The organism is Streptomyces sp. NPDC056373 (assembly GCF_042262425.1).
Taxonomy (GTDB): Bacteria; Actinomycetota; Actinomycetes; order Streptomycetales; family Streptomycetaceae; genus Streptomyces.
The window spans coordinates 129,134-146,696 of record NZ_JBHJPX010000011.1 but is presented as its reverse complement, the minus strand read 5'-3'; the positions used below and the strand labels follow the sequence as shown (position 1 = coordinate 146,696).

Sequence of the window (17,563 nt, the reverse complement as noted above, 5' to 3'; positions counted from 1 at the left end):
GATGGCGGAGACGGTTGTGCAGACCGATCACGAGCACGGGGCGGCTGCCGCGCCGCCGCCGCGCGGTCGGCGCGGTCGGCGAACGGTCCTGGTGGCCTCGGCGCTGGTCGTCGTGGCGGCGGTCGCCGTGGTCGGTGCGCTCGGCCTCGGCGGAGATGGTGCGCAGGAGGGCTCCTCCGCACCGCCCCGCTCGGGCTCCACCGTCCCGGTCACCCGGACCACACTGACCGAACGCACCACGGTGGACGGCCAGTTGGGCTACGGCACCGAGATACCGCTGCCCGTCAAGGCGACGGGCACCGTGACCTGGCTGCCCGCGGAGGGCGCGACCGTGAAGCGCGGCGGCACTCTGCTGCGCGTTGACGACCGGCCGGTGGTGCTGATGTACGGGACGCTGCCGATGTACCGGGAGCTGGGCCTGACCGCGGGCACCCGGCAGGACACCCCGCAGGGCACCCGGCAGGAGACCGGGGCCGAGGGGGACACCCGGGGCTCCGCTGGCCAGGGCCGCACGGACGAGACGTCCGCGGCTCCGGACCCCTCCGGATCGCCGACGCCGAGCGGCGCCGGAGCCAAAGCCGGAGCCGGGGCCGAAGCCGGAGCCGGGGCCGAAGCCGGAGCCGGGGCCGAAGCCGGGGCCGGGGCCGGGGCCCGGACCGGAGGGACGGCGGCGGGCACGCTGCGCGGGATGGACGTCCTGCAGTTCGAGAGCAATCTCGCCGCTCTCGGCTACACCGGATTCACCGTCGACGAGGAGTTCACCGACCTCACCGCCCGCGCGGTCAAGCGCTGGCAGCAATCCCTCGGACTTCCCCGGACCGGCACGGTCGGCATCGGGGACGTCGTCTACTCCACCGGCAAGGTACGGATCGGCCACGCGGGTGTCCGGCTCGGCTCACCGGCCACCGATGACGCCCTCAGGTACACCGGTACGTCCCGGAAGGTCGTAGTCAACGCCTCGGCGGCGGAGGACTCCTGGGCCGTACGGGGCGCCGCCGTCACCATCGGGCTGCCCGACGGGAAATCGGTGAAGGGCGAGGTCGCCTCGGTGGGGAAGAGCGCGACCACGCCCGAGGAGGGAGGCGGGGAAGGCGGCTCCGCGACACCGACGGTTCCGGTGACCATCACCGTCAAGGACCAGAAATCCGTCGGGCGGCTGGAGAGCGCGCCGGTCACCGTCGAGTACGTGGGGCGGGAACGGGCGGACGTCCTCACCGTCCCCGTCGCCGCGCTGGTCGCCCTGGCCGAGGGCGGCCACGGCCTGGAGACGGCGGACGGCCGGTTCGTCGCGGTGAAGACCGGGCTCTTCGCTGACGGCCGGGTGGAAGTGAGCGGAAGCGCGGTGCGCGAGGGCATGAACGTGAGGATCCCGGAGTGAGCGGAGCATCGGCGGTCGTGGAGTTCGACGCGGTCTCCAAGACGTACCCCGGTGGTGTGGCCGCAGTACGGGACGTGACCTTGCGCATCGGGCGCGGCGAACTCGTCGCGGTCGTCGGCCCGTCGGGCTCGGGCAAGTCCAGCATGCTGAACCTCATGGGCAGCCTGGACCGGCCCTCCGCCGGGCGGGTGCTGGTCGACGGCCACGACGTGGCGAAGCTGACGGACCGTGAGGTGTCGGCGCTGCGGGCCACCCGGATCGGCTTCGTCTTCCAGCAGTTCCATCTGGCCGTGGGGGTTGCGGTCCTGGACTCCGTGGCCGACGGGCTGCTGTACGCCGGAGTGCCGCTGCGCCGCCGCCGGGCCCGCGCGGCGGCGGCGCTGGAGCGGGTCGGCCTCAGCCACCGCGTCCACCACCTCCCGCACCAGTTGTCCGGCGGAGAGCGCCAGCGGGTGGCGGTGGCCCGGGCGGTGATCGGCGAACCGGCGGTCCTGCTGGCGGACGAGCCGACCGGCAACCTGGACTCCGCTTCCGGAGAGGCCGTCCTCGGCCTGCTGCGCGAGCTGAACGCCACCGGGACCACGGTCGTGATCATCACCCACGACCGGGAGATCGCGGCCGGACTGCCCCGCCGTATCGAGATGCGCGACGGCCGCGTGGTGGCGGACACCGCGACCGGTGCCGCGCCGAGCGAGGCGGTCCGATGACCGACGCCACGACGAACGGCCCGCCCATGGACGACGCCCCGCCGGCCCTGCCGTCCGGCTCCCGCGGGGGCGGCGGACGTGGCCGCGGACGAGCGGGCGACGACGCCGGTGGCACGGGTGACCGGCTGCGGGCCGCCCGCCTCGGCCCTCAGGACATCGTGCGGCTCGGCGGGACCGGGCTGCGGACCCGTCCCCTGCGGATCTTCCTCTCCGCGCTCGGGATCGCGATCGGCGTCGCCGCCATGATCGCGGTGGTCGGGATCTCCGGCTCCGGCCGGGCGGAGGTGGACCGCCGGCTCGACGCGCTCGGCACCAACCTGCTGCGGGTCGCCCCCGGCGACTCGCTCGACGGCACCGAGGCCGAACTGCCCCACGAGGCCGTCCCGATGATCGGCCGCATCCCTCCCGTGCAGCAGGTCGCCGCCACCGGCGCGACCGACGCGCACATCTACCGCAACGAGCGCATCGCCATCGGACGCACCGGCTCCCTGGAGGTCCTCGCGGCGGACCGGCACCTGCTGCCGGCCGTCGGCGGCCACGTCCGCCGGGGCCGCTGGCTGGATTCCGCGACCGAGCAGTACCCGGCGGTCGTGCTCGGTTCCACGGCCGCGCGCCGGCTCGACGTGTACACACCGGGGACCCGGGTCTGGCTCGGCAACCGCTGGTTCTCCCTCGTCGGCGTCCTCGATCCCGTACCGCTCGCGCCGGAGCTCGACAGCGCGGCGCTGGTCGGCTGGCCGGCGGCCCGGACGTACCTGCGCTTCGACGGCCATCCGTCGACGGTCTACGTCCGTGCCGAGGACAGCCAGGTCGCGGCGGTGCGGGCCGTGCTGCCGGCCACGGCGTACCCCGAGAAGCCGGGACAGGTGCAGATCTCCCGGCCTTCCGACGCGCTCGCCGCCCGCGAGGCCACCGAGTCGGCGCTCACCGGGCTGCTGCTCGGCCTCGGTGGCGTGGCGCTGCTCGTCGGTGGCGTCGGGGTCGGCAACACGATGGTCATCTCGGTTCTGGAGCGGCGCCCCGAGATCGGCCTGCGCCGGGCGCTGGGGGCGACCCGCGGCCAGATCCGGACCCAGTTCGTGACGGAGTCACTGCTGCTGTCGCTCATCGGCGGGCTCGGCGGGACGGTCCTGGGGACGGCGATCACGGCGGTCTACGCCCTCAGCCGCGACTGGCCGACGGTCGTCCCGGTGTGGGCGAGTGCGGCGGGGATCGGCTGCACCCTGGTCATCGGCATGATCGCCGGACTCTATCCGGCGGTACGGGCGAGCCGGCTGTCACCGACGGAGGCCCTGTCCGGATCCTGAGAGGCCCGTCCGTCGAACGAGTCGGGGACGGCCGTACGGGTCAGGGGCGGCCTCGGTGAGACCGCCCCTGACGCACCATCGGTCCTGCCTGCCCGGCACTCCCGCGGGAGGGCCGGTGAGGGTGCTAGAAGCCGCAGTAGACGAGGCTGCCGCCGTCGCTCAGCAGGTCGTCGCGGACCCAGCCGGACGTACCGGTGGTGTCGTTCCGGAGGTACGTCCAGGTCTCACTGGTGTTGCCGATGCGCGTGTAGCAGTGGTAGTCGAGGCGGTGGGTGTTGTAGGCGATGCCGTTGCTGACACAGTTGGTGCTGGATCCGCTTCTCTCGTTGGCGCCGTTGGCCGTCTTGTTCCAGGCGCTGCTGTCCATGTCGGAGGCGGTCCTGCCGCAGGACGCGGCCGCGGTGGCCGGGGTGGAGAGGGCGAGCGGGACGGCCATGGCCACCGCCGCAAGGGCCGGTACGACAGCTGCAATTCGACGCTTCACTTTGAACCCCCATGAATGCGTTCTCTGTCGGCACTGCTTCCCCGGGCCGTCGGACGAGGCCTGAGCGAAACAGCGACCACTGCACCAATCGGCGTGCAAGCGGCGTCAGTACGATCACAGTCAAAGAGACACTGAAGAAATTATTCCGCCCTCAACCGTCCAATTACTGCCCATGAGAGGCCGAAAATGCCGGAAGCGGAAATGCGCCATTCCACAGTTCTTTCGGCCGGAAGCGCCCCCTTGACGAGCATTCGAGTCCCGCCCGGCACATACGTCCCGGCAGCGGGGCGGGGTGGTACGCGATGAGCTTTCGGCTCCGGGTGCTCGGCCTGCTGATGCTGGTCGCGATGGCCGCCACCGCCGCCACCGGCTGGCTGACCCTGCGTCAGGCGAACCGCCAGGTCCAGGAGAGTGTCACCGCGGGCCGGCAGGAGGTCTCCCGGATCACCGGCGACCTCCGCGCGTACGGGTTCGCGCACAGCACCTGGGAAGGCCTCTCGCCGACGGTGCGGCGCCTGGCCCAGGACACCGGCCAGCGCATCCGGGTCGCCACCGAGAACGACGTCCTGCTCGCCGATTCCGACGCGCTCGAGGGCCGTGCCCCCCGCCCCGTGAGCAATCAGCCGCCCGTACTGGTCGACCCGCGTCCCGTCCTGCGGATCCCCGCGCGACAGCTGCCGCGGACCTCGATGAAGCTGACGGCGACCGCGATCACCCAGTACCGCGCCGAAGCGGTGTACGCGGCCTGTCTGACCCGGGCGGGGGCCGAGGTGACGGCTCGGCCGGACGACACCGGCATGCCCCGGGTCGGCACGGAGCGCCGGCCGGAACAGTGCGAGGAGCCGAAAGGCCGGCCGGACCCGCAGACTCCGCGGGACCTCGAGGTGATCCGGACCTGCGAGTCGGAGCAGCAGTTCACCACCTGCCTGCAGCGGGTGTTCAACGAGCGTGTGGGCTCCGCCGCCCCGCCACGCCTGGTGATCCGTCTCGGCGTCCGGGACGAGTCCCCGCCCACCCTGGCCGCGGCACCCACGGTGGCCGTCGCGGGCGGCGTCGCCCTCGCCGCCGTGCTCGGCGCCCTGCTCCTGAGCCGGGCGGTGCTGCGCCCGGTCCGTGCCATGACCCTGGCCGCCGGGGGGCTGGGCGAGGGAGACCTGGGGCGGCGGGTGCCCGTCTCCGGCCGGGACGAGATCGCCCAACTCGGCCGTGCCTTCAACCGGATGGCGGAGTCCATCCAGGCCGGCGAGGAACGCCAGCGCCGCCTCACCGGCGACATCGCCCACGAACTGCGCACCCCGCTGGCCAATCTGCGCGGCTATCTGGAGGCCCTGCGGGACGGGGTCGTCGAACCGACCCCGGAGCTGCTCGACTCCCTCCACGAGGAGGCACTGCTGCAGCAGCGCATCGTCGACGACCTGCAGGACCTCGCGCTGGCCGAGGCCGGTGCGCTCACCTACCACCGGGTGCGCATCGACCTGCGTGAGCTCCTCGAAGCCGCCGGCACGGCTCACCGGGCCCAGGCCGACGCGGCCGGTGTCGCGCTGCGGCTGGAGGCGCCGCGACCGGTGGACGTCCTCGCCGACGCCGACCGGCTGCGCCAGGTCGTCGGCAATCTGGTCGGCAACGCGCTCAGAGCCACGGCGCCGGGCGGCACGGTGACACTGGCCCTGGCCCGGCAGGGCGATCTCGCGTTCCTTCAGGTGCGGGACACCGGAAAGGGAATACCCGCCGAGGACCTGCCGCATCTCTTCGACCGCTTCTGGCGGGCGGACGCGGCACGGGGCCGCGCCACCGGAGGAAGTGGCCTGGGGCTGTCCATCGCCCGCCAGATCGTGACCGACCACCAGGGGACGATCGCCGTGGAGAGCACCGTCGGCGTCGGCACGGCCTTCACCGTCACGCTCGCCACGGCCGGGCCGCCGGCCGACGCCGGCTGATCGACCCGGTCAGGGCCCCGCATGCGCCCGGGTGGGCGCCTAGCCTTCCACCAGGCGGTATCCCCGGCCGTACACGGTCTCCAGGTGGCGTGGCCGGGCGGGGTCGTCCCCCAGCTTCCGGCGCAGGTTGCGCACATGGGCGTCCACCGTGCGCTCGAGTACGTCGCTGTCGAAGCCGAAGGCGCGCTCGATGATCAGGGCCCGCGTGAACACCCGCCCCGGCTCGCGGGCCAGAGCCTCCAGTATCGAGAACTCCTTGGAGGTCAGCGCCACCGGACGGCCTGCCACCCGGACCTCGAAGCGGGCGGTGTCCAGTTCGACCGCACCGACCCGCAGCACCTCGCTCCCGGCCGCGCCGCCTTTCCTGGAACGCCGCAGCAACGCCCTTACGCGCGCGGTGAGTTCACGGGGGCTGTACGGCTTGGTGAGGTAGTCGTCGGCCCCCAGGTCGAGGCCGAGGAGCATGTCCTCCTCGGTGCTGCGCGCCGTCAGCAGCAGGATCGGCACCTCGTGACCCTCGGCACGCAGGATGCGGCAGACGTCGAGTCCGTCGACGAGCGGCAGCATCACATCGAGGACGATGAGATCCGGCGCCGTCGAACGCGCCCGTTCCAGCGCTGCCCGGCCGTCGGCCACGACCTGCACGGTGTTGCCTTCCCGTTCCAGATAGATCCGGATGAGACGGGATTGTTTTTCGTCGTCTTCGGCGACCAGGATGCGCGCGCTCAATGATTCTCCTCGGCGAGGCCGTGCACGATTCCGGCACCGTTGATATCAACGCCCCTCCGGAATTCCCACCTCCGGAAAATCCCGGGCCGACCGCACTCGCTGCACAGTACCGCGAGCGGACGAACCTTCGGCGTGGGCGGCATTGGGGGTGTGATCACTTGATCGCCGGCGGCCGGGAGCGGCTCCTCCAGGTCTCTGGGCGGCCTCTTGAGCCGGGCCGGATGGAAGATGCCCCCGGTGGACCTGCCCGATACAGGTGTACGAACAGGGCGTCGGCTGGGTGACGGCGACCCCGGAGCTGGTCATGGCGGTGCAGGCGGCGAAGCAGTATCTGACGTACGTCTCGGCGGGCCCGTTCCAGTACGCGCCCGCCGAGGCGCTGCGACTGCAAACAGTTCCGGCACAGGGCGCCGCGCACGGATTGCCGCCCTCCGGGGCCTTCGCGCATCAGATGGCGCAGGCGCGTGTTCGCAGGGCCTCGGACTCCTCCACGGTGAGCCCTTGCCGTCCACGGCCGCTGCGTGGCGGCCTGCTGCTCCCGGTGCCACAGGGTCCGCGCTCGGGCCGCCTGCATGCGCTGCGCTGCGCGACGGCCATCCGGGTCGGCCGCCTGGCGCCTGTGCGCGGCCTCCTGGTTCTCCCGACGCTCACAGCCCAGGCAGCACGTCGCGCGGCGTTGCTTACAGCCCTCCAACTTGCGCAGGCGGAATGCGCCCAACGGCTTGGTCTCCCTGGCAGGGGGTGGCCGCCGAGCGGCTAGGTGGCGCATCCACCTGTGCGAACGATCAGGTTGAGCGCTTCCGCGTGGCGGCACGCGCCGCGGCAACAGCCGCATACGCAACGTCACTCGCGTGATGAGCCCGGGTCGAGATGGCATTACCGAGCGGGCACCAGCCGAATACCAGCGCGATGACGGAGGCCGCAGCTGCACTCGCTCCGCTGCTCCTCGCCAGTCCGCGTGCGAAAACGGTGTTGGTCCTGGCCGCGAGGAGGTGGCGAGGCGCATTCGACACCGCCGAGTCGGCCGCTGAGTGCGCCCAGTCGGCAAGGAGTTCCGCCAGGCAGGCAAGGGCGTAACCCACGCAGGCAACGAACCCTCCGCCGAGGAGGACGAGCCAGAATGTCTGGACGGCAAGGGAAGGCGTCGGGCCGTCGCCCGCAAGGGGCTCGCCCAGGATGATCCGACGCATGCCGTAAACAGCCACGTACGCGAGGAAGAGTGTGGCCAGAAATCGGACTCGGGGAGTTTCCTCCTCAATGTCGTCGTGTTCTGCGTCAGTCGGCCGCCGTGCGGATCCCGACCCTCCTGTCGGCTGCCCAACGCCGTGCCCGGAGCGGATGAAGACATTGCGCACCTGGTTGACCACATTGCCGATCAGATCCCGGCCGACGAAGGTGCCGGATCCTTCGTTGCGCTGCTCTGTAGTCGACGGCTCGTTCGGAGGCGTCGTACTCACTGAGTCGAACCGCCGTGATTGATCGTCAGGTCGCCTAGATGGTCCCGGCCGACAAAGACGCCACTCCCAGTATTGTGCTGGTGATAGATGACGGCGTTCGAGTCGGCAGCAGCGGCCTCGATGTCGGGCCGCGCATCAGGGTGCGCAACGAGGTGTGCCGCGATAAGGGCGGCCAGAGCCTCAATTCTCTCGGTCTCGGTACGCCCCGAAGCGCTTTCGGCGGCGGCAACTGCGGCGTCCTGTTCCTGAACGGTGCCACGACGAAACAGTGCGACGACCCGCGCACGGAGCGCCTGCGCGCCTCCGGTAACGCCTGCTGCCACGAGGGTGCCTGCAGCGCCACTCGCCACCGTCATGATCTCGGCCTCGTACATACGAACTCCCCCCGACCGTGCACCGGTTCCCATACCCGGAGAGAACCTACCTTTGGCGCTTACATTCCCGGAGCCGTTTGCCGCCGTCGCTGAGCGCGACGTCTGTCACAACGCGGCCCGTTTCAGAAAAGGAGCCCCATCCCGGGCGCTCCAGGGCAGGGGCTCCAGCACGGTGGGGCTTAGGAAGCGGACGCCTACTGCTCTGCGCGCGTGCGCCGCTTCTCCAACGCGGCATCCTTCCACGCCTCCCGGATCAGCTCGGCGTTCGTGAGATACCCGATGTCCGCCGTGGGCTCCGGCACCCGGGGTACCGGCCACACGTACACGGCTGCCCTGAGCCGCCACGCCCCGGACCACCGCACCGGGAGTCCTTCGCTCAGCGGGCGTCCGCCTCGGGCTACGGGCGCGGGAGCTCGTCGAGGTCGAGGGTGAAGGTGCGGCCGTCGGCCAGGGGGATGGGGAGCTTGCCCGTGCCGTACTTGTGCGTGTGTGCCGCGATGTAACCGGTGCCGGTCGGCTGGGTGTGGAGGACGACTTCCTGGGCGTATGGGTCGACCACCAGGTAGATCGGGATGCCGTAGCGGCCGTACTCGGCGGTGCAGTCGTCGTAGTCCTTGCGTGCGGAGGAGGTCGAGACGACCTCGGAGATCAGCAGGACGTCCTCGAAGCTGTAGCGCTTGCCTTCCTTGCGTGCGTCCTCTCGCATGATCGCGAGGTCGGGGGCGGAGTTCTCGTCGGCGGGGAAGTCGATGTAGACACCGGAGATGACCTTCGCGTGACGGCCGAGGGCGAGAGCAGAGTCGATCTGCATCGACCTGATGGTGCTCGAGTGCTCTTCGCTCTGCGGAGTCATGATCACCTTTCCGTCGGCTCCGAACAGGACCGTGTATCCCTTGGGGAACTCGGTGTGCACGATCGCGTCGACGCTCATGAACGGCTCCTTCCCGTGTGTGGTCAGGATACGGCGGACAGCGCCCTGTCCCGGGCCCGGCGGCACGGCTGTGGGCCTGTCCGGACAGGTCGCGGCGCGACCCGCGAATAGGTGCTATTCGGTGTCCTTCGGGTGTCGCGGGGAGGCGTACACAAGGATGACAGTCGAGGTGTCCGGGCTGACCAGGTAGCGGACCCTGCCGCCGCTGGTGATTTCGTACTCCCACTGCTCCAGCTCAGAACCCTTCCATTCCCTGGTGGCGTGTCTGCCTCGGAGCTGGTGCTGGCGGTTCCAGTTGGCCCGCGACAGCGGGTCTGCGCGAAGGGCTTCCAGGCAGCGATGCGCGTTCGGCAACGCCACCCGGCACAGCTCCTCCCAACCGGTCGCGGCCTCCGTCGTTCCGTGGACGACGTTCCAGCCGCTCAGCGGAGGGACGCTGACCCGATCGCCTTTTTTCGGGTTCACTCGTACACCTCGACCGGGCCGAGGTCGACGTCACCAAGCGGACGGAGCGCTTCCTTGAGCTGGTCAGGGTCGGCGTTGATGCGGGCGGTGGCCCGCCACGAGACGATCGCTCGGTGCACAGCCTCCCTGGCACCCAGTTCAGCGGCGTCGGACAGCGCTTCCAGAAGCTCGACGGTGAATTCCCGGACTTCCTCGGCATCCAGGTGGCGCACCCACGGGAACACCTCGGGCAGCGCGAGCAAAAGCGACTTGGCACCGTCGTCCTGTTTCAGGAGTGCAAGGAACAGCCGGGACGCCGTGGTCAGGTTTTCCTCGGCACGCTCTGCGTATATGGCCGTGGTCAACACCATGTCGGGTGCATCCCGGTGCGTGACACGCAGGCATCCCAGGGCGGCGGCCCTGGCGGCGACAGCCTTCGGGTTCCGCGACAGATCAGTGAACGTGACGGACTCCGATTCGAATGACGAGGGCGCAATACTCATACTCAGACCGTACTCTGATTGCGCTCTGATTTCCATCACGCGAGGTGGACAGCAGTACGCGATCGCCGAGGCGCCGGCGCTGTCCGAGTCGTAGTTCACGGCCTTCCGGGATGACATGCCGACCAAACGGAACCTGCTGGCGGCAGGCCTGAAGGAGGCCGACGAGAGCGACGGCTTCGCCTTCTGCACTCCCCCGCCGACGAGAACGCGACCCCCGACCTGGCGATCATGCGCGAGGACGCACGCAGGGAAGGCAAGCGCTACACCAGCGGTGTGACCCGAAGCTGCCTCGGACCTGGTCAAGGCGGTGCGCTGCCAGCCAAGGGCGGACAGCACACCCCCTCACCGGCTCAGCCGGCCGCACGCAGAGGCTCCTCGGTGAGGCGGTCCCGGCAGCGTCGGCAGTGTCCGGGCCCCTCGGCGCGGAAGGCACGCTCGCAGCCGTCGCAGGTCTGGAACGGCAGCACGACCGGGCGCCCTGCGTCCGGCGGAAGTGGCGCAGGGGGCGGCACCGGCAGCGGGGTTTCCCGGAGGCGGAAGGCCAGGACGCCTGCCGGGCGGGCCCGGAAGCGGTCGGGGAGCCGGACGGTCAGCAACTCGGTGATCTCCCGCGGCCCCACACCGGCCGCCAGCCACTCGGCGACGGCCGGTGCCAGTCGGGCCGCCTCGTGTGCGGAGAGGACGAGCCGGGGGTCGACCCGGCGCAGGGCGGTCAGTACGGCGAGGGCCTCGGGGGCCGCGTCGGCGAGTACGGGCGCCGCGCATCCGGGCTCCACAGGACCAGGCCCGAGCACCGCGCTTCCGGGCTCCTCACGATCTGGAACGAGCACCGCGTCCCCTCGGGGCTCCTCCCGGACGGCGGGCCGGGGTCGGCGCGGCTTCAGCAGCTGAGGCGGGTCCTGCGGGTCGTCGCCGGGCACGTCGTAGAAGTACGTCCGGGTGCGGACCTGGCCGGTGGGCATGCGCTCACGGCGGCGTTCCAGGTAGCCGGCCGCTTCGAGATCCCTGAGCGCTCGCGAGATGAGGATCTCGCCCTCGCGGAAGTGCCCGCACAGGGCGGCGATGGTCACGGGGGAGCCGTCGGGCAGGGAGGCGATGTACGCCGCGACGCCGATCGTGACCGCGCTGCCGCGCCGCTGGGCGAGGGCGTTGGAGATCACCGTGAAGTCGGCGGAGAGGCGGGTGCGGATGTGGATCACGCCGGAAGTCGGTGCTCCGGCGTCGGCGCGCATGCGCGCGTTAGACTGCGAGTCATCCATCGGGAAGCTGCTCTTCCTGATCGGTCAGGCCCTCGATCGGGATTGCCGTCCCGGCCGGGGGCCGTATCTGTTTGCGGTTGTCGCGGCGAACGTAACGGTCCGTTACCCGCCGCTGCAAGCCGGTCACTCGGACGGGTGACGCCGCCCTTCCGGCGTGGGGAGGGTGGGTGGGCGGGTAGTTCTTTCCCCCGGTTCTTTCAGGAGGTCAGCGGCCCGCCGGACCCTCGTGGGCAAGGGCCCAGTGAGCCCGGAAGGCGGACGGCGACCGGAACCCGGCTGCCTCAGGAACGGTCGCGCCCGGCCTTCAACTCGCCTATGAAAGCGGCCCAGGAGGCTGCTTCGAAGCACAGCGCCGGACCCTGCGGGGCCTTGCTGTCACGGACCGGGACGACGGCCCGGAACCCGTCGGCCACCTCCACGCAGTCGCCGGCCGACGCTCAGCACCGCACGGGCGTAGCCCTCGGTCTGCAGCAAGCCGGGCACCACATGAGCCGCGTACTCGCGGATGGCAACCGCCCGCTCCGAGTCTCTGGACGTCTCCTGCGCGGTCGCCCTCGTCGTCGGCGAACTCGCGGCGAACGCCGTACAGCACGGTCGGATCCCCGGCCGGGAGTTCGGTCTCCTGCTCGTCCTGCACCGGGCCGCGGGCATGCTGCGTGTGGAGGTCGCGGACGCCGCCTCCGCGAAGCGGCTGCCCACGGCCGCGCCCTCGTCTTCTCCCGATGGCGAGTCCGGCCGGGGGCTGCTCCTCGTGGACGCCCTGGCCGAGCGCTGGGGGTCGACGCCTCGCAGCCCGGTGGGCAAGACGGTATGGGCGGAGCTTCGTCTTGAGATCTGATCCGCCCACTCGGCGAGCGGGGGGCGGCGGCGCCCGAAAAAGGCGTACGGCGCGTGCAGCGCGTACCCGTTCGTACGCGCCGACGCGCCGCGAGGGCCCGGCGGGGCCTACTCGTCGTCCTCGGGCTTCTCCGCCTCGTTGATCTCCTCTTCGAGACCGAGCTGCTCGACGAGCCACTTGTCGAACTCGATCGCGGCGCGCACCCAGCTGACCGTCGAGGAGACGAAGTGCTCCAGGCTCACGCCCATGCCGATCAGCATCTGGGCCTCGCCGATCAGGCGGACCGTGCCGTCGTCGTGGGTGTGGCTGTAGACCTTGGGCCACAGGGTCCGGCGGTTCCAGTCGTCGATCGACTCCAGGATCTGCGGCTTGGCCTCGATCTCGTGGGGCCGGTCGTAGAACGTCCGCACGGAGAAGACCTGCTGGTCTCCCTCTCCCCGGAACATGAAGTAGGTGCGGAACTGCTCCCACGGCGCCGCGAGGTCTCCCTCGTCGTCGACGACGTACTTGAGCTCCATCTGGTCGAGGAGCTGCTTCACGAGGTCCTGATCCGGGACGACGGGGCCGGCCGGGCCGCCGGGCTGCGGCTCGGGCTGGCCCCCGAAGTTCGGAATCGAGGACGGGTCGATGGTCACCGTGAATTTCCCTTCGTACGGATTCCGCCATCCTCCCCCATGCGGGGAGGGGGGTGGCAAGCCCCGACGGACCCTGTCAGCCCTGGGCTGACACGATCCGGTCACTGCAACCTCCGAGTACCCCGAACCGTCCTCCTGAGCAGCCGACGGAGGGAGCGTGGTCGTGGTGGCAGCGGCGGAGCGGGGGCACACCAGGTGGGGGATCGTCCTGCCGTTTCTGGCCCTGCCGGTGGTGGTGCTCGGCGTGCTGATCATCGGCCTGTTCCTGTGGGCCTGGTCGGACGACGACGAGCCGCGCGGCGACGCCCGTACGGGCGCGGCGGCGACGGTCCCGTGCACCGAGGCCCTGGCCTTCGGCGCCGCCGAGCGCCCCGCGCACGCCCGCGCCCACGACTGCACCGTGCAGCGGGGCATCGACACCTCGTACTCGGCGGTGCTGCGGATGCCCCGTGAGGACGTCCGCGACTGGCTGCGCGAGACGTACCCGGACGCCCCGGAGCCCCGCACGGGCGGCGGCGCCTGCGGGGCGCTCTGCCTCGACGTGACCCACGAGAACGGCCTGCCCGGCACGGCGGAGGCGCATGTGGTGCAGGTGAGGGTGGAGCACGTGAACGCCGAGACGGCGCTGGTGCGCTTCTCGGCGTTCACGATGTGACCGGGGACGCTCCTACAGCGTCTTGCCGGTGGCCGGGCCGACCAGCAGCCCGTCCTCGAAGCGGTCCACCCGGACCGTGTCGCCGTCCTTGATCTCCCCGGAGAGGATCTCCTTGGCGAGCCGGTCGCCGATGGCGGACTGCACGAGCCGCCGCAGCGGCCGGGCACCGTACGCCGGGTCCATGCCCTCCTCGGCGAGCCAGGCCAGGGCCTCGGGCGTGATGTCCAGGGTGAGCCGCCGCTCGGCGAGCCGCTTGGCCAGGCGCTCCAGCTGGAGCTTCGCGATGCGCTCCAGCTCGGGCTTGGTCAGTGCGGCGAAGACGACCAGGTCGTCCAGGCGGTTGAGGAACTCCGGCTTGAAGGAGGTGCGGACCACCTCCAGCACCTGCTCCCGCTTCTCCTGCTCGCTGGTCACCGGGTCGACCAGGAACTGGCTGCCCAGGTTCGACGTCAGCACGAGGATGGTGTTGCGGAAGTCGACCGTGCGGCCCTGGCCGTCCGTCAGGCGCCCGTCGTCCAGCACCTGGAGCAGGATGTCGAAGACCTCCGGGTGGGCCTTCTCCACCTCGTCCAGCAGGACGACGGAGTACGGCCGCCTGCGCACGGCCTCGGTGAGCTGGCCGCCCTCCTCGTAGCCGACGTATCCGGGCGGGGCGCCGACCAGCCGGGCCACGCTGTGCTTCTCGCCGTACTCCGACATGTCGATGCGGACCATCGCCCGCTCGTCGTCGAAGAGGAAGTCGGCGAGCGCCTTGGCCAGTTCGGTCTTGCCGACGCCGGTCGGGCCCAGGAAGAGGAAGGAGCCGGTGGGGCGGTCGGGGTCGGCGATACCGGCGCGGGAGCGCCGCACGGCGTCGGACACCGCGCGCACGGCCTCGGTCTGGCCGATGAGCCGCTTGCCCAGCTCGTCCTCCATGCGCAGCAGCTTCTGCGTCTCGCCCTCCAGCAGACGCCCGGCCGGGATGCCGGTCCAGGAGGCGACGACGTCTGCGATGTCGTCGGAGCCGACCTCCTCCTTGACCATGGTGTCCTTCGCGACCTCCTCCTCAGCCTCGGAGGCGGCCTCCAACTCCTTCTCCAGGGCGGGGATCTCGCCGTAGAGCAGCTTGGAGGCGGTGTCGAAGTCGCCGTCGCGCTGGGCGCGTTCGGCCTGGCCGCGGACCTCGTCGAGGCGTTCCTTCAGTTCACCGACGCGGTTGAGGGACTGCTTCTCCTTCTCCCAGCGGGCGGTGAGGCCGCGCAGCTCCTCCTCCTTGTCGGCGAGGTCGCGGCGCAGCTTCTCCAGGCGCTCGCGGGAGGCGGCGTCGGTCTCCTTGCCGATCGCCAGCTCCTCCATCTTGAGCCGGTCCACGGCGCGCTGGAGTTCGTCGATCTCGACGGGCGAGGAGTCGATCTCCATGCGCAGCCGGGAGGCCGCCTCGTCGACGAGGTCGATGGCCTTGTCGGGCAGGAAGCGGGAGGTGATGTACCGGTCGGAGAGCGACGCGGCGGCGACGAGCGCGCTGTCGGCGATCTGCACCTTGTGGTGGGCCTCGTAGCGGCCCTTGAGACCGCGCAGGATCGCGATGGAGTCCTCGACGGTCGGCTCGGCGACCAGCACCTGCTGGAAGCGGCGCTCCAGGGCGGGGTCCTTCTCGATGCGCTCGCGGTACTCGTCGAGGGTCGTGGCGCCGACCATGCGCAGCTCGCCGCGGGCCAGCATGGGCTTCAGCATGTTCCCGGCGTCCATGGCGGAGTCGCCGCCCGCGCCGGCCCCGACGACCGTGTGCAGCTCGTCGATGAAGGTGATGATCTGCCCGTCGGAGTCCTTGATCTCGGCGAGGACGGTCTTCAGCCGCTCCTCGAACTCGCCCCGGTACTTCGCCCCGGCGACCATGGCGCCCAGGTCGAGCGCGACGAGCCGCTTGTCCTTCAGCGACTCGGGCACGTCGCCCTTGACGATCCGCTGGGCGAGGCCCTCGACGACGGCGGTCTTGCCGACGCCGGGCTCGCCGATCAGCACGGGGTTGTTCTTGGTCCGGCGGGACAGCACCTGCACGACGCGCCGGATCTCCTGGTCCCGCCCGATGACGGGGTCGAGCCTGCCCTCCCGCGCGGCGGCGGTGAAGTCGGTCCCGAACTTCTCCAGCGCCTTGTACTGCCCCTCGGGGTCGGCCGTGGTCACGCGTCGCTGCCCTCGTGTCTTCTGGAATGCGGCCTGGAGCTTCCTGGCGTCGGCCCCCTGCTCGGACAGCACCTCGCCGGCCGCGCCGCCCTTCGCGGCGAGGGCGATGAGGAGGTGCTCGGTGGAGAGGTACTCGTCGCCCAGGTCCTTGGCGCGGGCCTGCGCGTCGGCGACGACGGCCAGCATCTCGCGGTTGGGCTGGGGCGGCGCGACGGTCGACCCGGTCACGCTCGGCAGTGAGGCGAGCACGCGCTCGGCTCCGGAGCGCACGGCTGCCTGGTCGGCGTCGACCGCGGCGAGCAGGTCGGTGATGTTCTCGTTGTCCTGTCCCTGGAGCAGCGAAAGCAGCAGGTGGGCAGGGGTGAGGTCGGCGTGTCCCTCGGTCACGGCCCGGTTGCTGGCAGCGTTGATCGCGTCCCGGCTCCGGTTGGTCAGCTCGGCGTCCACGTTCGCGTTCTCCTCCTTGCACTGACCCGAACGGCTTGCACAAAGTTGAGTCTAGTGCACTCAAGGACGTTTCCGGGAGTCACGGGGGTCTAGGTTCCGGGGCATGGCGACCAAGTACTCCGTGGACCCGGGCGCTCCGGACCCGTCGTATCTCGACTTCTGGCGGGAGCGGCACCTGTGCACCCTGACGACTCCCCGGCCGGACGGCACTCCACATCTGGTACCCGTCGGGGTCACATACGATCCCGAGGCCCGTCTGGCTCGGGTGATCACCAACAGGACGAGCGCGAAGGTGCGGTACGTGCGGGCCGCCGGGGAGCAGGGGGCGGCGGTGGCCGTCTGCCAGCTGGAGGGCCGCCGGTGGGCGACGCTGGAGGGCCGGGCCTTCGTCCACGAGGAGCGGGACCGGGTCGCCGAGGCGGAGCGGCGCTACGCCGAGCGCTACGGCAGGACCCCGTCACCGAACCCGTCGCGCGTGGTGATCGAGATTCACCTGACGCGGGCGATGGGGCGAGGTTGACAGAAGTGAACATCCACACCGGTGATCGACTGGATCCGGCCACCGCCTGATCATGCCGATACCCGGATATATCCCCGAAAACTGCAGCGGCGTCACCGTGTTCAGGTCACGGTGACGCCGCTGCGGGGGGAAGCACCTGAGCGATCTGTTACGACGGGGGAATCGCGTCAGGCACTGCGGGGGGTGGCAGAGATGGTCCTCGGGGCGGGAGCGTCGGCCTCCACCTGCCGGTGGTCCCGCTGGTCCAGGTTCACAAAGATCATTCCGTACCGTACGGCACATCGCACTGGCTGCGGCGCCCCCCGAGGCCGCCGCAGACACCGGTACGCCCGTACGTCCTCGTCGTCGTCCCGCGTGACGACCACCGGCTCGCCGAACACGGTCACCATCAACGAGTCACCGCTGTGGGGGATGGCGGTGACCAGGTCGATGAAGTGCCAGCCGGAGCGGTAGGCGGTGGCCATTTCACGACGGAAGGAGCGGTCGTCGGGTGGAGTGGTCACGTCAGCTCCCGGCTCCGTCTGCAGTGGCCACCGCGGACCGGGCCGCCGCCGGCCACACACTGTCGGCCAGAACATGACTCTTGGCAGCCGCCGGCCAGACACTGTCCGCCCGGTCATCGCCGTTCGCGCCCGACAGGCCACTCACGGTTCCGAAGGCCACGACGGCAGAGAAGGCGGCGACAAGCCCCAAGCGAAGCATTCTGTTACGCATAGTCGGCTTCGTCCTCACTTGAAGGTCCCCTCTTCCCCCGTCGAATACGACGATGGCTCATTCGGGCACGTCATGGCCACA

The 17,563-nt window shown here is 70.8% G+C and carries 18 protein-coding genes and 3 pseudogenes; 8 read left to right on the top strand and 13 right to left on the bottom strand.

Annotated features, from left to right (window positions below; all coding sequences use genetic code 11):
• Position 1: 1 nt before the first annotated feature.
• The 3 genes from ACFCXS_RS24160 to ACFCXS_RS24150 are packed head-to-tail and all read left to right on the top strand — an operon-like array spanning position 2 to position 3,392.
• Positions 2-1,378, top strand: coding sequence for a peptidoglycan-binding protein (locus ACFCXS_RS24160; protein WP_376645410.1), 1,377 nt, complete (start codon positions 2-4; stop codon positions 1,376-1,378).
• Positions 1,375-2,085 carry an ABC transporter ATP-binding protein gene (locus ACFCXS_RS24155; protein ID WP_376645409.1) on the top strand — a complete coding sequence of 237 codons (711 nt, stop codon included), beginning with the start codon at positions 1,375-1,377 and terminating at the stop codon, positions 2,083-2,085. Before ACFCXS_RS24160 ends, ACFCXS_RS24155 begins: the two co-directional genes overlap by 4 nt.
• Entirely contained in the window at positions 2,082-3,392 is a 1,311-nt protein-coding gene (locus ACFCXS_RS24150; RefSeq protein WP_376645408.1) for an ABC transporter permease, read from the top strand. Before ACFCXS_RS24155 ends, ACFCXS_RS24150 begins: the two co-directional genes overlap by 4 nt.
• Before the next feature lie 124 nt (positions 3,393-3,516).
• Here ACFCXS_RS24150 and ACFCXS_RS24145 read toward each other — a convergent pair whose 3' ends face one another.
• The gene (locus tag ACFCXS_RS24145) at positions 3,517-3,876 is read right to left on the bottom strand and encodes an SH3 domain-containing protein (RefSeq protein WP_376645407.1); all 360 of its coding nucleotides are present in this window, start codon (positions 3,874-3,876) and stop codon (positions 3,517-3,519) included.
• A 302-nt stretch (positions 3,877-4,178) separates the two neighbouring features.
• Here ACFCXS_RS24145 and ACFCXS_RS24140 point away from each other — a divergent pair, with 302 nt between their 5' ends.
• Positions 4,179-5,813: a sensor histidine kinase gene (locus ACFCXS_RS24140; protein ID WP_376645406.1), complete on the top strand. Its 1,635-nt coding sequence runs from the start codon at positions 4,179-4,181 to the stop codon at positions 5,811-5,813.
• A gap of 39 nt (positions 5,814-5,852) precedes the next feature.
• Here ACFCXS_RS24140 and ACFCXS_RS24135 read toward each other — a convergent pair whose 3' ends face one another.
• Positions 5,853-6,542, bottom strand: a complete 690-nt coding sequence (locus tag ACFCXS_RS24135; protein ID WP_376645405.1) for a response regulator transcription factor — start codon at positions 6,540-6,542, stop codon at positions 5,853-5,855.
• A 271-nt stretch (positions 6,543-6,813) separates the two neighbouring features.
• On the opposite strand from ACFCXS_RS24135, the pseudogene ACFCXS_RS24130 reads away from it, so the two are divergent.
• Positions 6,814-6,930 (top strand): annotated as a pseudogene (locus ACFCXS_RS24130) (aminotransferase); the annotation flags it as partial.
• Between the two features lie 397 nt (positions 6,931-7,327).
• Here the strand turns inward: ACFCXS_RS24130 and ACFCXS_RS24125 are convergent.
• From ACFCXS_RS24125 to ACFCXS_RS24090, 8 genes and pseudogenes are all read right to left on the bottom strand, one after another.
• The gene (locus tag ACFCXS_RS24125; RefSeq protein WP_376645404.1) at positions 7,328-7,999 is read right to left on the bottom strand and encodes a hypothetical protein; all 672 of its coding nucleotides are present in this window, start codon (positions 7,997-7,999) and stop codon (positions 7,328-7,330) included.
• Entirely contained in the window at positions 7,996-8,373 is a 378-nt protein-coding gene (locus tag ACFCXS_RS24120; RefSeq protein WP_376645403.1) for a hypothetical protein, read from the bottom strand. Before ACFCXS_RS24120 ends, ACFCXS_RS24125 begins: the two co-directional genes overlap by 4 nt.
• A 397-nt stretch (positions 8,374-8,770) precedes the next feature.
• On the bottom strand, positions 8,771-9,304 hold the full coding sequence (locus ACFCXS_RS24115) for a Uma2 family endonuclease (protein ID WP_376645402.1): 534 nt from the start codon (positions 9,302-9,304) through the stop codon (positions 8,771-8,773).
• Positions 9,305-9,418: 114 nt separating this feature from the next.
• Positions 9,419-9,769 (bottom strand): hypothetical protein, encoded by a 351-nt coding sequence (locus tag ACFCXS_RS24110; protein WP_376645401.1) that lies wholly within the window; start codon positions 9,767-9,769, stop codon positions 9,419-9,421.
• Entirely contained in the window at positions 9,766-10,251 is a 486-nt protein-coding gene (locus ACFCXS_RS24105; RefSeq protein ID WP_376645400.1) for a prevent-host-death family protein, read from the bottom strand. Before ACFCXS_RS24105 ends, ACFCXS_RS24110 begins: the two co-directional genes overlap by 4 nt.
• Positions 10,252-10,601: 350 nt before the next feature.
• The gene (locus ACFCXS_RS24100) at positions 10,602-11,510 is read right to left on the bottom strand and encodes a hypothetical protein (RefSeq protein ID WP_376645399.1); all 909 of its coding nucleotides are present in this window, start codon (positions 11,508-11,510) and stop codon (positions 10,602-10,604) included.
• Positions 11,511-11,791: 281 nt separating this feature from the next.
• Positions 11,792-11,923 (bottom strand): DUF397 domain-containing protein, encoded by a 132-nt coding sequence (locus tag ACFCXS_RS24095; protein ID WP_376645398.1) that lies wholly within the window; start codon positions 11,921-11,923, stop codon positions 11,792-11,794.
• Positions 11,924-11,930: 7 nt separating this feature from the next.
• Positions 11,931-12,035: pseudogene (locus tag ACFCXS_RS24090) on the bottom strand (Scr1 family TA system antitoxin-like transcriptional regulator); the annotation flags it as partial.
• Positions 12,036-12,042: 7 nt separating this feature from the next.
• Between ACFCXS_RS24090 and ACFCXS_RS24085 the strand changes: the two are divergent.
• Positions 12,043-12,348: pseudogene (locus ACFCXS_RS24085) on the top strand (ATP-binding protein); the annotation flags it as partial.
• Between the two features lie 107 nt (positions 12,349-12,455).
• Here the strand turns inward: ACFCXS_RS24085 and ACFCXS_RS24080 are convergent.
• Positions 12,456-12,983 carry a YbjN domain-containing protein gene (locus tag ACFCXS_RS24080; protein WP_053670429.1) on the bottom strand — a complete coding sequence of 176 codons (528 nt, stop codon included), beginning with the start codon at positions 12,981-12,983 and terminating at the stop codon, positions 12,456-12,458.
• Positions 12,984-13,146: 163 nt separating this feature from the next.
• Between ACFCXS_RS24080 and ACFCXS_RS24075 the strand changes: the two genes are divergently transcribed.
• Positions 13,147-13,638 carry a hypothetical protein gene (locus ACFCXS_RS24075; protein ID WP_376645397.1) on the top strand — a complete coding sequence of 164 codons (492 nt, stop codon included), beginning with the start codon at positions 13,147-13,149 and terminating at the stop codon, positions 13,636-13,638.
• A gap of 12 nt (positions 13,639-13,650) precedes the next feature.
• On the opposite strand, the gene clpB is transcribed toward ACFCXS_RS24075, so the two are convergent.
• Positions 13,651-16,248 (bottom strand): ATP-dependent chaperone ClpB, encoded by a 2,598-nt coding sequence (clpB, locus tag ACFCXS_RS24070; RefSeq protein WP_376645396.1) that lies wholly within the window; start codon positions 16,246-16,248, stop codon positions 13,651-13,653.
• A 103-nt stretch (positions 16,249-16,351) separates the two neighbouring features.
• Here clpB and ACFCXS_RS24065 point away from each other — a divergent pair, with 103 nt between their 5' ends.
• Positions 16,352-16,768: a pyridoxamine 5'-phosphate oxidase family protein gene (locus ACFCXS_RS24065; protein ID WP_376645395.1), complete on the top strand. Its 417-nt coding sequence runs from the start codon at positions 16,352-16,354 to the stop codon at positions 16,766-16,768.
• Positions 16,769-16,935: 167 nt separating this feature from the next.
• On the opposite strand, the gene ACFCXS_RS24060 is transcribed toward ACFCXS_RS24065, so the two are convergent.
• Positions 16,936-17,232, bottom strand: a complete 297-nt coding sequence (locus ACFCXS_RS24060; protein ID WP_078955969.1) for a (2Fe-2S)-binding protein — start codon at positions 17,230-17,232, stop codon at positions 16,936-16,938.
• Between the last annotated feature and the right edge of the window lie 331 nt (positions 17,233-17,563).

Coding starts and splice junctions, on each gene's coding strand:
- ACFCXS_RS24160 (WP_376645410.1), top strand. CDS start 2: ATGGCGGAGACGGTTGTGCAGACCGATCACGAGCACGGGGCGGCTGCC.
- ACFCXS_RS24150 (WP_376645408.1), top strand. CDS start 2,082: ATGACCGACGCCACGACGAACGGCCCGCCCATGGACGACGCCCCGCCG.
- ACFCXS_RS24140 (WP_376645406.1), top strand. CDS start 4,179: ATGAGCTTTCGGCTCCGGGTGCTCGGCCTGCTGATGCTGGTCGCGATG.
- ACFCXS_RS24120 (WP_376645403.1), bottom strand. CDS start 8,373: ATGTACGAGGCCGAGATCATGACGGTGGCGAGTGGCGCTGCAGGCACC.
- ACFCXS_RS24115 (WP_376645402.1), bottom strand. CDS start 9,304: ATGAGCGTCGACGCGATCGTGCACACCGAGTTCCCCAAGGGATACACG.
- ACFCXS_RS24105 (WP_376645400.1), bottom strand. CDS start 10,251: ATGAGTATTGCGCCCTCGTCATTCGAATCGGAGTCCGTCACGTTCACT.
- ACFCXS_RS24100 (WP_376645399.1), bottom strand. CDS start 11,510: ATGGATGACTCGCAGTCTAACGCGCGCATGCGCGCCGACGCCGGAGCA.
- ACFCXS_RS24065 (WP_376645395.1), top strand. CDS start 16,352: ATGGCGACCAAGTACTCCGTGGACCCGGGCGCTCCGGACCCGTCGTAT.
- ACFCXS_RS24060 (WP_078955969.1), bottom strand. CDS start 17,232: ATGGCCACCGCCTACCGCTCCGGCTGGCACTTCATCGACCTGGTCACC.